Below are 14,790 nucleotides of genomic sequence, written 5' to 3' on the forward strand. Positions count from 1 at the left end.
ACCAAAATTCAAGTTTTTAGAAATATTTGCTACGAGATCTCCGGCTTAAATTTCTTCCTTCTTTTTCTTCCAGAAAAGAAGACTAGATACCATGAGACCAGCTAGTCCAGAGAGCCCCAGCTGGTTTTCTGTGCTACCTGTTTGAGGAAGCTGACCTGCTTTTTCTTGTGCTGGAGTTGCTTCTTCAACCGTCTCGGAGACAAATGTTTGTCCATAAGAAACAGATAGAGACTCTGGTTTTGTAGTTTCTTGCTCAGCTGTTTTAACAAGAGGAAGAAGACTTGGACTAGCAGGAATCTCTGGTCTACCATATGTTTCAGGCTCTGGAAGAACTGGCAAATGGTATTCTTCGATGTAATGAATTGCTGGTTCTACTAATTTTGCCCCTTGAATCTCAGGAAGGGCAGCATATGCTGTATCAGCCGTGTTAGGAAGATAAGAGGCTACCTGCGAACGAGTACCTTCTACGATTGGAATAGTCGCATGAATAGAATCCGTCTTGAAGGTCACTTCATAAGGATTCTCCACTGTTAGGTCTGATGGGTCATAGGTATTGAAGACCAAGGCCAGCTTATGTCCCTTTTTGACCGTATAAAGGTTTGGTTGGAGATGGACCGTATAGTCGTGAAATTCTCCAACTTTTGGCTCAATACTATTTCTTGAGCTTGCTGAATCATAGCCAGACTCAGGGTTGGCTAGGTTGATCCAACCTTTGGCAATAACCTTGTATTTTGTCTTAATGGTCTCAAACTCTGCTACAGAGAGATTAGAGAGGGTACTTCCCATCCAGAAGCCATCTGCTTTTTTATCTGCTTTGACGCCACCGTTGCCGACCACATCAAATTCCTCATCAGAGACGTCGACCAAGAGGGCATTGATTTGGAAGTTCTTGCCTTGTCCCTTAGCCAGGGCTGCCTTGAAGTGAACAGGGATATGTCCTTTAATGGTTGTATCTTCTGTCACTTCTGACACAAAGGTCATGTTGGCTTTTGAAGAACCCTGGCTAACGGTTTCATCGCGCTTTGCAACTTCTACACCAGCTCCGGCATAATCGCTCGAAATGGTTTCTTCCAAGCGTTTCGACTGAGCGTTGAGGAAGAGGCGCTGTGAGGTCTTCCAGTTATCATAAGTGGTCCACTTGCTTGGGTCATAGTTGTTTTGGGCCAAGACAGCTGGTAACTTATCAACCTGATTATCGACTCCATATAAGTAATGACTGAGCCAGGTATTCAAGAGATCATAGAAGTCCTGTCCCTGAGCCTTAATGCCATAGCCACGAGACATAGCGGCTGGATAGACGTGGTCCCCTTGGTGGAGATAGAGTTTGACATCTTGGCCTGCCTTCTTAAGGGCATCGTACATGAGTTCAAAATGCTTGGTTTTAACGTTGTCATCATTCAAGCCGTGAACCAAGAGGGCGCTAGTCTTGAATTTTTCAGGATGCAGGGTATAATCCCGCTCCTTCCAGACATCGCTGTAATTGCGCTCATGCGCATTTTGATCCTTGTTGAGCTGGTTGATATAGTTGGCATAATTTTGCCAAATACCAGCCCAGTCTTTTTCATCTAGAATCCGAGTACCGACATAGAGGGACAACCAAGATAAATCACTATATGGTGGGTTCCCATAAGCTGTTCCTTGACTGTTGAAATAATCATACCAAGAAGCGATCCCAGCAGCTGGTACGATGGTCTTCAAGCCTTCAACTCCTGTTCCTGCCACACCAAAGGTCGTGGTTCCAGCCCAGGATAGACCGGTCATGGCAACATTTCCTGTAGCCCAATCTGCCTTGATTTCGATATTGCTAGTCTTATCGGTGTAGGCCTTGCGCTTGCCATTGACCCACTCGATAATATTCTTGAAGGCATTGATTTCGAGATCAGAACCTGTTGTATTAAATCCTTCTGATCCCTTGGTTCCTAGACCAGCACTGGAGATAAAGGCATAGCCTCTGACCAAGAAATAGTCGTACCAGTTCAAGTTTTCGTAGTCATAGATATACTCGTAGGGACTGTAGTAGTACCAATCCGAAGCCTTGGCTTTCTTGGCTGCTTCGACTGTCGAAGAGCTTCCGACAGCCTGTCGTTTAGCAGGTTGCTCCCGTAACTTCTTCATATCGTAGGAACCATCTGTTGGTAAGCCCAGACTTTCAAGGGTCACGTAGTTCTCATCCAAGGTTCCTGCCACATAAGGACGCGCTTCAAGAATGGTCGCTGCCTTAAAGTCTCCCCTAGCAACAGCTTTTGGCAACTGGACAATGGCCTTAACTAAGTCACGCTTGCCATCCCCATCTGTATCGTAATCGGTCTCTACATAGACTGGGAAACGAACAATTTCACTATCCTCATAGTGGTAATCTTCATCTGCTTTTTCACCAGTTGTATATGGGAAAATCGGTTGGGCCCGCCCATTTAAAAAGAGAGGGGCTTTCTTTTCAGAGCGATAAGCGTCGTAGAGCTTTTTAGCGATGCCGTACATATTGGTTAGCTCTTCTTGGCTAACCTTGCGGTTCAAGTCATCTTGGTTACTAATCATGCCCAGACTCTTAGCGAAACGTTCCCTATCCATAGCAGATTGACCGACCTGCTTAGAATCTGTCGCAGCCCATTGAAGCAATTCATCAACGGCATCTTGGACCGTTAATTCCTTGTCCTTGAGTTCTGCTTTAGACAAGGCACCCGTATAGGAGGATAAGGCTTGTCCTGTCGCTACTGGACCAGCAGGTGCGATGGGACTAGCTACTGGACTTGTCTCTCCATTGTCTCCGGAAGGACTGACATTTCTTTCAGACGTGCTTGAAGTCCCTTGAGCGTCCCTGTTTTCAGTAAGTGGTTTTTCTGAAGGAAGAGCTACTGGCTTAGCCACAACTGGACTTGCAGGTAGCTGGGAGCTAGTGGCCTCTGGACGATTCGTTCCTTGATCTTCAGCAACTGTAGCAACCACCGGACTAGATTCTGAACTAGTCACCGGCTCAGAGCTAGCCTGATTTACGACCTCTGTCGCATTACTTGTTTCAAGAACATTCTCATCTGCTGCTACCACCTGGTTCAGGACAAAGGGGGCTAGTAACAAGCTCGAAGCTACAATTGAAACCATTGTTTTCTTTTTCATAAAGAATCCTCACTTTTTTGTAATCAACACCTCCATTATACTATGTAAGCGCTTTTGTAGCAATCTCTAATTGATGATTCTAGTAATAAAAGCCTCCCTTTATCACTTTCATGACTCCTTCTCAGCAAAAAACACCGCAACATTATGCGATGTTTCCTTCTATATTTATAGAGTTCCCAAGTCTTGTTTGGCCCTTTCTAGTTCTAGACTAATCTGTTCAAAGCCTGTTCCTCCTAAGGAATTTCGCTTCTGGACAGCTGTATGAGATTGTAAGACTTGATAAATATCTTCTTCTATTAAAGGAGATAGTTTTTGATAACGGCTGAAGGGAATGTCTTGGAGATAGAAACCAGATTTACTACATTCGAGCACCAATTTACCGACAATCTCATGTGCTTCACGGAAAGGGAGGCCCTTTTTAGCTAGATAGTCTGCTAATTCCGTCGCGTTTGAAAAGTCCCCTTGGGTGGAGGCCAGCATCCGATCCGAATGGACCGTCATCGTGGATAGCATGCCCGCCATAATGTCTAGCGATTTTTTAATGGTGTCCACAGTATCAAACATGCCTTCCTTGTCTTCCTGCAAATCCTTGTTATAAGCAAGTGGTAAGGACTTCATAATGGTCAATAGCCCCATGAGATGACCATAGATCCGTCCACTCTTGCCACGGATCAATTCTGCCATGTCCGGATTTTTCTTCTGTGGCATAATGGAAGACCCGGTACTAAAGGTATCTGATAGACTAACAAAACCGTATTCGTAACTACACCAATGGATCAATTCTTCACAGAGACGAGAAAGATGCATGATCAAGATGCTACAATTAGATAGAAACTCCAAGATAAAGTCCCGGTCACTGACAGCATCTAAAGAATTGTGATACACCCCTTTAAAGCCCATCAAGTTAGCCGTCAATTCTCGGTCAATCGGAAAAGTAGTCCCCGCCAAAGCTGCTGCCCCCAAAGGCGATAGGTCCGTATGCTCCATGTTAAAAGCAAAACGTTGACTATCCCGTGTAAACATTTGGTAGTAAGCTAAGAGGTGATGAGCCAAGCTAATAGGCTGAGCGTGTTGCAAGTGGGTATAGCCTGGCATGATAGTTTCGACGTGCTCTTCTGCTATCGTTACTAAAACCTGACGGAGATGCCATAGCTTCTGTCCAATCTGCTGTAGCTGATCCTTGAGATAGAGATGCATATCCGTTGCCACCTGATCATTCCGAGAGCGAGCCGTATGCAGTTTCCCAGCAACAGAGCCAATCTCTTGGGTCAAGAGGGATTCTATATTCATATGAATATCTTCATTACCCACATCGAAGGCCAGTGTTCCAGCCTGATAGCGGGCCAGTAAAGTTCCCAAGCCTTCCTCAATGGCCTTGGCTTCCTCTTGGGTTAAAATACCAGTCTGACCCAACATTTTGACATGTGCCAAACTGCCCTGCAAATCATATGGAGCTAGACGATAGTCAAAGCCGATGCTCGCCCCAAATTCTTCCACCCAATCTTCTAAAGAGGCTTCAAAGCGTCCGCCCCACAATTTATGGTTTGCCATGGTCAATCCTTTCTAGTTGTCCTGATGGGCCTGTACTTCAGCGTAAACCTTAGATGGTAGCCCCCAAAGTTTGATAAAGCCTACAGCAGCATCCTGGTCAAAAGTATCTGCACTCGTGTAAGTTGCTAGGCTTTCATTGTAAAGAGAGTTACTTGACTTCCGAGCTACGACTGTTGCAGAGCCTTTGTAAAGTTTTACTTTGGCCGTCCCGTTGACCACCTCTTGCGTCTTTTTTAGATAAGCAATCAAGGCTTCCGTCGCTGGATTAAACCAGAGTCCATTGTAGATCAGATTGGACAACTCATTTTCAATAATAGGTTTAAAATGCGCTAATTCTCTGACCAGAGTCAAATCCTCAATTTCCTTATGGGCTGCTAAGAGGGTTACAGCTCCTGGACATTCATAGACTTCACGAGACTTAATTCCTACAAGACGATTTTCCACATGGTCAATCCGACCTACGCCATGAGCACCTGCCAAGTCATTCAATTCCAAAATCAAATCAGCTAGCTTCATTTTCTTTCCATCTAGGGCAACAGGTATACCCGCCTCAAACTCAATTTCAACATAAAGGGGTGTATCAGGTGCCACTTCAGGAGTAACTGTCAGATCATAGGCATCTTCTGGCGCTTGATTCCAAGGGTTTTCTAGAACACCACATTCATTGGCACGCCCCCAAAGATTCTGATCCACCGAATAGGGGGAATCTAAATCAGCTGGAATCGGCACACCATTTGACTTAGCATAATTGATCTCCTCTTCCCGCGACCACTTCCACTCCCGTACAGGAGCAATCACCTTAAGGCTTGGATCAAGTGACGCGATGGCAAGTTCAAAACGAACTTGGTCATTTCCTTTTCCGGTACACCCATGGGCAATGGTCGTAGCCCCTGTCTGATGAGCAATTTCGACTAATTTTTTTGAGATCAATGGTCGGCTTAAAGCGGACACTAGAGGGTATTTCTGTTCGTAGAAGGTGTGTCCTTGTAGCGCAACCAAGACATAGTCTTCTGCAAACTCGTCTTTCACATCAATCACGTGAGATTCAATTGCTCCGACTTTCAAGGCCTTAGCATGAATAAAGTCCAAATCATTCCCTTCACCCACGTCCATACAGACAGCGATGACATCATAATCCTTCTTCAACCATGTAATGGCCACTGACGTATCCAAACCACCCGAATAAGCTAGTATGACTTTCTCTTTAACCATAGGATTACCTCTACCTTCTAAAATTATATTGTTTAACATTCTACTTTATGAAACTTTGAAAGTCAAGCGATTTTTGATATTTATTTAAATATAAACGTTTTATAAATAATTATTCATATATTTTAATGAGCATTTTTAACTGAAGGAAAAGGTCTGCAAATCCTTTTATATAGGTGATTTAAAGCATCAAAAAAACCGGCTAAACTAGAATGATTAGCTGGATAGTGACCTAAAATTGGGTAAAAAGCCCAATTTCGGCTATTTGGAATGCATAAAAAGAGAGAACTACGTTCTCTCTTTCCTTATAAATCTATGTAAAGCTTATTTCACGTGAGATTTCACTTCTTCTTGAGCCTTTTGAACTGACTCAGCTTGTTCTTTCTTCCATTTTTCAAGAGCTTTGTTGTACTCTTCTGTAGTAACAGCCTTGTCTTGAAGCTTCATGCCTTTATAAACAACGTTGTCTTTTCCTTTACCACCGGTCCAGCCGAATGGTGCTGAGAATGGTTCTACACGAGTTAAGAATGGACGACCTGTCTTAGATGTTGTAGGGATCACAAGTGCACTATCTGTCAACCAAGCTTGAGCCACTGCATATTTCTCATAACGTTTGTTAAGATCCTGTGTTTCAGCTCCTGCTTCATTAAGCATCTTCTCAAAATCATAGAGACCAACTTTTTTAGCAGCTTCGTTGTTTTCACTTGGATCAAATCCAAGGAAGGTACGAGTGTTTTCACCAGAAGAAGCTTTCAAGATATCTAGGTAAGTTGATGGATCTTGATAGTCTGGGCTCCATCCAACGTTGTCAGAAATATCCCAGTCTTCATCTTCTGCTTTAGCAGCAAAGAGGGTCACGTTCAAGAGATCTTCTTTTGAGACCATATGGATATCGATCACGACATTTTCTTTACCAAGTACTTCTTCAACAGACTGTTTGAAGGATTGGGTCCGTTGAACTTTTGACTGAGTGGTTTGATCTACAGGCATATCCAAGTGGATAGGGAATTTCACGCCTTCCGCTTCCAAAGCAGTTTTCGCTTTCGCAAACTCTTCTTTGGCTTTTTTAGCATCGTAGAGACCATTTTGCCCATCGTCAAGATTGGCATCTTTCCACTCATCTCCATAAGTCACCAACTGAGTTTTGACCATTTCACCAAAGGTCTTGCCATCTGCTTGAACGAATGTTGGTGGGATGTACAAGTTACGGATCAGTTTGCTTGCACCATCCTTACCATTTGCCTGCGCAGCATAGGCTTCACGGTCAAAGGCAAAGCTGATCGCTTGACGGAAGTCCTTGTTCAAAAGAGCTTTCTTAGTAGATGATTTCTCTTCATCTGTTTTCTTAGAGGTGTACTTGTATGACTGACGGTCAATGTTTACCCCCATAACGAAAGTGCTAGCATCTTGTGGAGTGTAGATGATTTCATCCTTGAATTTCTCGGCTTGATCTGTAAATCCAGGTCCTGTTGGGAACAATTTAGCAAGGCTGAGAGCGTTGTCCTCAAATGAATTAGCCAATTTACTTTGATCTTGACCATCATAATACTCTAGCTTAACATCTGTGATGTGAACATTGTCTTTATCCCAGTAGTTTTCATTCTTGCTCATCTCAATAGATGATTTAGAAGTGAAGCTCTTCAAGATGTATGGACCGTTGTATAGAAGGGAGCTTGTGTCACTCGCTTGAGCAAATTTATCCCCTTTAGATTCCACGAATTTTTCGTTGACTGGGAAGGTAATCCCAAGAGTTAATTTAGAATTCCAGAAAGGCTCTGCTTGGTTCAAAGTGATTTGAAGGGTATGATCATCGACTGCTTTAATGCCTACATTTGAGAAGTCTGAATTCTTTCCACCAGCGTATTCATTCAATCCTTTAATTGAATTTTGAATGATATAGAGCATTTCCGACTTGTGGTCTGCAGCATATTTGATCCCAGTAACAAAGTCATGAGCTGTCACATCAGCATACTCTTCTCCTTCTGAGTCATACCATTTGGCATCCTTACGAAGTTTGTAAGTATAAGTCAAACCATCTTCTGAAACTGACCAATCTTCTGCAAGTGAAGGAATCAAATTCCCATATTTGTCATTTTCAAACAATCCATCAATCAAGTTACCTGTGATTTCATGAGTCGCAGCCTTACCTGATGTGATGTAGTTCAAGTTTTCAGGTTCAGTCTCATAGACATAGGAGAATTTTTGGCCTGATTCACTTGAGTTTGAGCTAGATGATTTAGAACCACCTGAACAAGCAGCGAGGAGAGCTGATGAGAGGAGAGCTACTCCTGCAAGAGCAATGACGTTTCTTTTTTTCATTTGTTACTCCTAATAAATTTTTAAGGTTGTCATAAGATTATATCACAAAGATTTTCAGAAGAGAAGTAATTTTCTGAAAATTTATTAAATTTTGTAACTTTAAGTCTTTACCACCCCCATTTGAGAATAAAATTTAAGACTCACCTGCTAATCTTTCTTTCAAGGGGAAAAACAAAAAAACACCAAATTCTGAAAATCAGTATTTGATGTTTTTTTTGGATTACCCAGTAGAGAGGGACGAATTAGTTATCACTTAAGAAACAGCGATTCAATTAAATCATTCTTCTCCCAGCTGGTCTTGAACCAAGTAAACAAAATTCTCAATCATCTTAAGTCCATCTGGACTACCAATACTCTCCGGATGGAACTGGAGACCATAAATCGGAAGGTTCTTATGTTGTAAGGCCATAATCTCCTGGTCATCATTTGTAATGGCAGTGACTTCAAAATCCTCTGGCAACTGATCTACCACCAATGAATGGTAACGCATGATGGGAACATTGTTTTCAATTCCCTTGAAAATTCGAGAAGGAGTTTGAAAGAGCAGATGACTTTGCTTCCCATGCATCACATGTTTTGCCAGACGAAGTTGACCACCAAATGCTTCGGCTAAAGCTTGATGGCCCAAGCATATTCCAAGCATAGGCTTCTTCCCAGCAAAATCCTGGATCATCCTCTCCATCAGACCTGCATCCGCAGGCCAACCTGGACCAGGTGAAAAAACGAGAGCAGCTGCCTTCTCAGCCTCTTCATACAAGTCTTCATCATCATTTCGAAGGACTTTCACCTCTGAAAAAACACTGAGGTATTGGGCTAAATTATAGGTAAAAGAATCATAGTTATCAACTAGTAAAATCACTATCTATCTCCAAATTTTTCTTTTGTATTCTTTTCATAGGATTTTGTAATTAACCCTCTCTATTACAAGTGATCAGGGAGTACAGTGATTTCGAAAACGAACCTTATTTCACCAAGTCACTCTTGAGATAGGCATCGACCATGCGCTCTGTCGCCACCACTGAATCCACATGGGTCCGCTCATAGGAGTGACTAGACTCGATCCCTGCTCCGAGAAGACTATGCTTAACTTCTGCTCCTGCACTCATGGCTGCGGAGGCATCGGATCCATAGAAAGGATAGATGTCCAGTTTGTAAGGGATATTTTGCTCCTTGGCCAAGGCCACCAAGTGCTGACGGAAACCGTAGTGGTAAGGACCAGAAGCATCTTTGACACAGATAGAAACTGTGTACTCGTCTGTCTGCTGGTCATCTCCCATCGCCCCCATGTCCACTGCCAAGTATTCGACAGCTTGAGCTGGGATACTGGAGTTAGCCCCATGGCCCACTTCTTCAAAGACAGAGAAGGCAAAGTGAGTCGTTACTGGAAGGGTCACTCCTTCTTCTTTGTAGATGCGGAGAAGGTTGAGCAAGATAGCAGCGCTGACCTTATCGTCCAAGTGACGAGACTTGATAAAGCCCGTATCTGTGACGATAGTCCGAGCATCAAAGCTGATAAAATCTCCAACTTCGATCCCCAAGTCACGCGTTTCTTTTTCATTGGTCACTTTTTCATCCAAGCGCACTTCCATATTGTCCTGGGTCCGCTCCACAGTTCCCGCATCCTTGTAGACATGGCAAGAGGTTTGGTGGACAAGGATAGTACCCGAATGTGTCTTTCCTGTATTGGCTACATGGACGGTACAGTTTTCCCCTTCGATCATATTCCAAGGGAAGCCACCGATACGATCCAGCTTGAGACGGCCATCTGGTTTTATGGCACGGACAATTGCTCCCAAAGTATCCACATGGGCCGTGATATAGCGGTGTTGCTCGTCATTTTCCCCCTTGAGGACAACGGTTACGCCTCCCTTAGCTGTCCGAACAGGGCTGTAGCCCATGTCTGTCAAAGTCTTGACCAAGTAAGCTGCCACTTCTTCCGTAAAGCCTGTCGGTGATGCGATGGCTGTGAGTTCTTTTAGATATTCGACTGTTTGATTCATGAATTTCTCCTTCAATAATCTGCTAGTACGATTATAGCACGAGTCAGCACAAAAAACTAGAAAAAGCGAGGGACCCACAAATCCTCCCAGTCTTTTCTTAAATTGTCGGACTTTTATCATTTAGGACAAAAGGCTTGCAAAATCACTCAACTTTAATTATAATCATTCTAAATAAATCTTAGGAGACGAGTATGACTGAAACCAAACATGGTCTTGATGCTTCATTCAACGACCGCTTAAATATCTTACGGGCTGGAGTGCTCGGTGCCAATGATGGCATTATCTCAATCGCTGGAGTTGTGATCGGGGTTGCCAGTGCGACCAGTAACCTTTGGATCATCTTCCTCTCTGGTCTTTCAGCCATTCTGGCTGGTGCCTTCTCTATGGCGGGGGGTGAATACGTGTCTGTATCGACCCAAAAGGATACAGAAGAAGCCGCTGTGAGTCGGGAGCAAGCCCTTCTGGATCGGAATCCAAAAGCTGCACGAGACTCCCTCTATGCAGCCTATATCCAAAATGGGGAATGTGAAACGGCTGCTCAAATCATGACCGAGCGGGCCTTTCTCAAACACCCTCTCAAGGCCTTGGTGGAAGAAAAGTATGGCCTGGAGTTTGAAGAGTTTACCAATCCATGGCATGCGGCCATCTCGAGCTTTGTTGCCTTTGTCCTCGGATCCCTTCCTCCTATGCTGTCCATCCTTCTCTTTCCAAAAGAAATCCGGATCCCAGCAACAGTGATCATCGTGGCCCTTTCCCTTCTCTTTACTGGCTACACCAGTGCCAAGTTAGGAAAGGCCCCTACCAAGCAAGCCATGATCCGTAACTTGGTCATTGGACTACTTACCATGGGTGTTACCTATCTCTTCGGACAATTGTTTAGTATCTAAAAAAAGCTGAGACAGAAGTCTCAGCTCAATTTGAAGATTTAATCTTCAAAAAAACTTTCCTTAGGTGAGTACGGACGTCAGCGAACTTCGTAGAAGTTCCATGACTTAGTTTTGGACCTAAGGTTCCAAAACTCCCGAGTGCCTGAAACAATTACGTTTCAGGCACTTTTTTCACAGCGGAAAGTTTTTGTTCTTCTTAAATGACTAAAAATAAAAGTCATTATTTTAATGAATCATCTAGATAGTCTATGCAAAAAGTAGTTTGCCCACATTCTAAGAAGCTGGGACAAAAGTCCTAGCCTCTCAATTGTCTTTGGATTATCGAGCAAGACGCAGTGGTTGAGTGGGCTCTACTACGCTGATTTCATCAGCTTTTACAGCCCTACTCAACTGTGCGGAGGTGGGACGACGAAATCGAATTCTAACGAATTACCGATTTCTGTCCCACTCTCTTTTCTCATGCTTCCAATAAGGCTTGGGCTTGTTTTTCCAATCCTGCGATGGCTTCGTCTGTCAAGACCAATTCACCTGTTGCCCAGGCTTCTGGGTTAACGATTGTTCCTGTGAAGTCACCCACTACTTGGGTACGAACGAATGGTAAGAGGGCTTGGTAAGCCGCAAACATTGGCTCGTGTCCTGCGTTAGCGACTGAAGAGACGGTTACGATCTTGTCTTGGAGGGCAGATGGGCCACGAGTTTCTGATAGGTCAAGCGCACGGCTGAGCCAGTCGATCAAGTTTTTCACTACACCTGGAATGGCAAAGTTATAGACTGGTGAGAAGATCCAGATGGCATCCGTAGCAAGGACCGCATCACGAGCTGCTTGCACTGCTGGCAAGGTTGGCGTTTCCAAATCTTGGTTCATCATAGGGATGTCCTTGTAGTCCAAGTAAGTCACAGTTGCTTTTCCTTCAAGAAGACTTTCTGCTTTCTGAGCCATTTGGTGGTTGAAAGATCCTTGACGAAGGGATCCGACGATAAATAAAATGTTTTTCATAGCTGTTTTCTCTTTCTGTTGTAAGACTATTTATTACAAAAACTATTATACACGGCCTAGATGTAATGTCAAGAATTACAACTTGAAATATCACTAATTTTTACTATTTAGTTTTTTTCTATCAAAAAGCCTAATTTATCAGGCTTTCTAAACCTTTCTGACTCGAGTCACGATCCCATCCGGATCTGTAAACGCGAGCTCACTTGAGGTCAGCCAGGTGACAGCTGCCTCCTGCTCTTTTGCTCTCTCGGCGATGGCAACCAAGTCTTCTTTCTTTTCTACGTGGACGACGTAATAGGCAAGGCCAGGAAGCTGGGCTTCCCGTTTGGCCAAGTGCTTGCCGGCCCACTCATTGACTGCCAGGTGATGGTGGTAGACTCCAGAAGCGATCCAGCTGGCAGATGGAGCAGTAAACTTATTCGATAATTCCAGCACCTTTTGGTAAAAGGCTGATGCTGCTCGGCTATCCCTTACGGAGAGGTGGATATGACCCATGCGGGTAGCGGACGCTATCTGGAAGGGCTCCACCTTGCGACCCATTTCATAGATCTCTTGAGCAGATAGCTCCTCTGTCACCCCAATGATGCGGCCATCCTCACGAATATCCCACTCCGCCACCGGCTTATCCCGGTAGAGCTCAATACCATTGCCTTCGGGATCTTCGAGATAGAGAGCTTCACTGTAGCCATGGTCCGCAGCCCCGACAAAGGGAACCTTCAGCTCAGCCATATGCTTGAAGACATCCGCCAAGTCCTCCCGACTAGGTAGGAGAATAGCCATGTGATAGAGACCATAGCTCCCCTTAACTGCCTCAGTCCGATTCGTTTGGATGAGATGGACCAAGGGCTTGCCTCCAGCCCCAAGAAGAACTTCCTCCTCCGTCTGAGACAGAATCTCTAAGCCCAACATTTGAGTATAAAAAGCGGTCTGGCGCGCCAGGTCTTTCACATTGAGCGCAGCTTCTGCCAAGTAAATCTTGCTATTGTAGGCGTAGGTCATGGGTATCTCCTTTTCGGTTTTGTTTTTGTTGTAAATTTTTGTGTTACAACATTATACACTCTTTTTCCAAAGAAGCAAATAAAATAACTCGACAGAAAAACCTCCTTAGAAAACTAAGGAGGGTGAGTTATGATAATCCTTAACTAAACAGTTTACAGTCACATCAAGACACAAAATCCTATTCAGTCACCATGTACTTAAACAAAGTAATAGTTCACCTTCAACTCTCTGAACTGCTCATATCCAAGATACTGATCCTTCTGCAAGCGACCTAAAACAATACTAGGATGGATATCGATTTCCTCAGCAAAGCGTTGAATATCCGACTTATCAAAATTTCCTTTTTCAACAAAAGCCTGATAGTCTTCTGGGCTAATCAAGAGATCTTTTGCAAACTGGTCTGCCCGTTCCTCAGAACGACGGTAGGATTCACTATTTCCATCATCTGATGAAAAATCGTTTTCTAGAATATGCCCTATCTCATGGAAAAGTGAGAACCAGAAAATATCGGACGCTTTATTTCGATCTGTGAGTAAAAGCATGGCACTACCATTTCCAAATTTTCTCGTAGCACCATTTAGATTGGCATTTGGCAAAGCAGGTAGACCGACTAGGACAACACCACAATCTAGCAAGATATCATATAAGCGTTGAGGAAAGACTTCAGGATTTTGTCTGGTCAACTTTCTCAAAGCAGGCAAGCTTCTCTCAAGCTTTCTGCGATTGAGCTTAGTAGTCGTTATATCACGTGCTTTTTTAGATGCCAACTCCAGCATGATATTGGAGTTGACTATACTTTTAGTCGTGAACTCACGCGTATTCCGATAGCTGACTAGATGGTTAAAAGATGTAAGGTTTACTAAACTTGCAACACCTAGAATCTTGCGAAGCTCGATAATCTTTTCCTTCAAGCTATAGCGTTTGTCTGGCACGTAGCCTTCTTCCTTAAAATACTTGAAATCAATCACCTCACTGATTTCTTTCTCGCTACCTTCTTCTAGCTCTTTTTGTTCTACAATCTCTGCAACTTTTACATCATAAGCATTTTGAAGATTGAGCCAAGTTTGCATGGCAACTCCGCTTAGCTTGGCTAATTTATGCGCCGTTTCCTTACTGATCGACTCCTCAGCATTGACGAGCTTGCTGACAGTCTTTGCCGAAACTCCTAAGCGCTCCGCAAATTCCTTCTGCGTCACATTGTAATCTTCGATTAACTCACTAACATACTGACCTGGATGAAAAGCAATCAGGTCTTTGTATTCAACAATTTTTTTACTCATAATGATTGCTGACCTCCTCTATTTTTAGGATTTCAATTTCAACAGGACTAGGAAATACCTTTTCTAGATCCTCCTCACGAAATTCTACAATCAACCGATAGGAACTTTTCCGACCATCTATATCCAAAGCAAATTGTCCCTGTCTCTTCCCCTTGAGTTGGTGAAAGTGATATTTAGGAAAAGCTATCACACTGGCCAAAGAATCTGCTGCTTCCAAAAAGGTAATCAACTGATGCAACTTTACAGCAATCTTATCCGAAAAATCCTTTTTCGCTCGCCTCAGCTCTGTGCACTGCTTTTCAACAGTTTTATTTGTATAGATAAGCTTCATATGTCCCTTTCTGTTGAATTAAATTACCTTTTAGGTAATTTAATTGTATCAGATTAGCAACAAAAAGACCAGTTAAAACTTTCATTAACTGGTACTTATTTTATCA

General features: G+C 43.5%; 11 protein-coding genes. 1 reads left to right on the plus strand and 10 read right to left on the minus strand.

All coding sequences use genetic code 11. The features are described 5' to 3' along the window. Nucleotides 1-45: 45 nt before the first annotated feature. The 6 genes from E5S68_RS04390 to E5S68_RS04415 all read right to left on the minus strand — a co-directional run bounded on the left by E5S68_RS04390 (nucleotide 46) and on the right by E5S68_RS04415 (nucleotide 10,190). Complete coding sequence (locus E5S68_RS04390; RefSeq protein WP_135782506.1) at nucleotides 46-3,111, minus strand: CocE/NonD family hydrolase; 3,066 nt, start codon at nucleotides 3,109-3,111, stop codon at nucleotides 46-48. 165 nt (nucleotides 3,112-3,276) lie between these two features. Continuing rightward, nucleotides 3,277-4,662: an argininosuccinate lyase gene (gene argH, locus E5S68_RS04395; RefSeq protein ID WP_135782507.1), complete on the minus strand. Its 1,386-nt coding sequence runs from the start codon at nucleotides 4,660-4,662 to the stop codon at nucleotides 3,277-3,279. Between the two features lie 12 nt (nucleotides 4,663-4,674). After that, complete coding sequence (locus E5S68_RS04400) at nucleotides 4,675-5,874, minus strand: argininosuccinate synthase (RefSeq protein ID WP_135782508.1); 1,200 nt, start codon at nucleotides 5,872-5,874, stop codon at nucleotides 4,675-4,677. Nucleotides 5,875-6,195: 321 nt separating this feature from the next. Then, complete coding sequence (locus E5S68_RS04405) at nucleotides 6,196-8,190, minus strand: peptide ABC transporter substrate-binding protein (RefSeq protein WP_135782509.1); 1,995 nt, start codon at nucleotides 8,188-8,190, stop codon at nucleotides 6,196-6,198. A gap of 277 nt (nucleotides 8,191-8,467) precedes the next feature. After that, complete coding sequence (locus tag E5S68_RS04410; RefSeq protein WP_135782510.1) at nucleotides 8,468-9,049, minus strand: aminodeoxychorismate/anthranilate synthase component II; 582 nt, start codon at nucleotides 9,047-9,049, stop codon at nucleotides 8,468-8,470. A gap of 103 nt (nucleotides 9,050-9,152) precedes the next feature. Then, nucleotides 9,153-10,190 (minus strand): M42 family metallopeptidase, encoded by a 1,038-nt coding sequence (locus E5S68_RS04415; protein ID WP_135782511.1) that lies wholly within the window; start codon nucleotides 10,188-10,190, stop codon nucleotides 9,153-9,155. 191 nt (nucleotides 10,191-10,381) lie between these two features. On the opposite strand from E5S68_RS04415, the gene E5S68_RS04420 reads away from it, so the two are divergent. Then, complete coding sequence (locus tag E5S68_RS04420; protein ID WP_135782512.1) at nucleotides 10,382-11,077, plus strand: VIT1/CCC1 transporter family protein; 696 nt, start codon at nucleotides 10,382-10,384, stop codon at nucleotides 11,075-11,077. 457 nt (nucleotides 11,078-11,534) lie between these two features. Here E5S68_RS04420 and E5S68_RS04430 read toward each other — a convergent pair whose 3' ends face one another. The 4 genes from E5S68_RS04430 to E5S68_RS04445 form a co-directional block, all read right to left on the minus strand. After that, entirely contained in the window at nucleotides 11,535-12,074 is a 540-nt protein-coding gene (locus tag E5S68_RS04430; RefSeq protein WP_135782513.1) for an NADPH-dependent FMN reductase, read from the minus strand. A 147-nt stretch (nucleotides 12,075-12,221) separates the two neighbouring features. Then, complete coding sequence (locus E5S68_RS04435) at nucleotides 12,222-13,073, minus strand: VOC family protein (protein WP_135782514.1); 852 nt, start codon at nucleotides 13,071-13,073, stop codon at nucleotides 12,222-12,224. Between the two features lie 197 nt (nucleotides 13,074-13,270). After that, nucleotides 13,271-14,353 (minus strand): HigA family addiction module antitoxin, encoded by a 1,083-nt coding sequence (locus tag E5S68_RS04440; protein ID WP_135782515.1) that lies wholly within the window; start codon nucleotides 14,351-14,353, stop codon nucleotides 13,271-13,273. Then, complete coding sequence (locus E5S68_RS04445) at nucleotides 14,346-14,684, minus strand: type II toxin-antitoxin system RelE/ParE family toxin (protein WP_135782516.1); 339 nt, start codon at nucleotides 14,682-14,684, stop codon at nucleotides 14,346-14,348. The genes E5S68_RS04440 and E5S68_RS04445 overlap by 8 nt, the downstream gene beginning before the upstream one ends. Nucleotides 14,685-14,790: the final 106 nt, after the last annotated feature.

This window comes from Streptococcus rubneri (assembly GCF_004785935.1).
GTDB classification, from domain to species: domain Bacteria; phylum Bacillota; class Bacilli; order Lactobacillales; family Streptococcaceae; genus Streptococcus; species Streptococcus rubneri.

What these genes read in the sequence shown, in the direction of transcription:
- E5S68_RS04390 (WP_135782506.1), bottom strand. Translation starts at nt 3,111, where the DNA reads ATGAAAAAGAAAACAATGGTTTCAATTGTAGCTTCGAGCTTGTTACTA.
- argH (WP_135782507.1), bottom strand. Translation starts at nt 4,662, where the DNA reads ATGGCAAACCATAAATTGTGGGGCGGACGCTTTGAAGCCTCTTTAGAA.
- E5S68_RS04400 (WP_135782508.1), bottom strand. Translation starts at nt 5,874, where the DNA reads ATGGTTAAAGAGAAAGTCATACTAGCTTATTCGGGTGGTTTGGATACG.
- E5S68_RS04405 (WP_135782509.1), bottom strand. Translation starts at nt 8,190, where the DNA reads ATGAAAAAAAGAAACGTCATTGCTCTTGCAGGAGTAGCTCTCCTCTCA.
- E5S68_RS04415 (WP_135782511.1), bottom strand. Translation starts at nt 10,190, where the DNA reads ATGAATCAAACAGTCGAATATCTAAAAGAACTCACAGCCATCGCATCA.
- E5S68_RS04420 (WP_135782512.1), top strand. Translation starts at nt 10,382, where the DNA reads ATGACTGAAACCAAACATGGTCTTGATGCTTCATTCAACGACCGCTTA.
- E5S68_RS04430 (WP_135782513.1), bottom strand. Translation starts at nt 12,074, where the DNA reads ATGAAAAACATTTTATTTATCGTCGGATCCCTTCGTCAAGGATCTTTC.
- E5S68_RS04435 (WP_135782514.1), bottom strand. Translation starts at nt 13,073, where the DNA reads ATGACCTACGCCTACAATAGCAAGATTTACTTGGCAGAAGCTGCGCTC.
- E5S68_RS04440 (WP_135782515.1), bottom strand. Translation starts at nt 14,353, where the DNA reads ATGAGTAAAAAAATTGTTGAATACAAAGACCTGATTGCTTTTCATCCA.
- E5S68_RS04445 (WP_135782516.1), bottom strand. Translation starts at nt 14,684, where the DNA reads ATGAAGCTTATCTATACAAATAAAACTGTTGAAAAGCAGTGCACAGAG.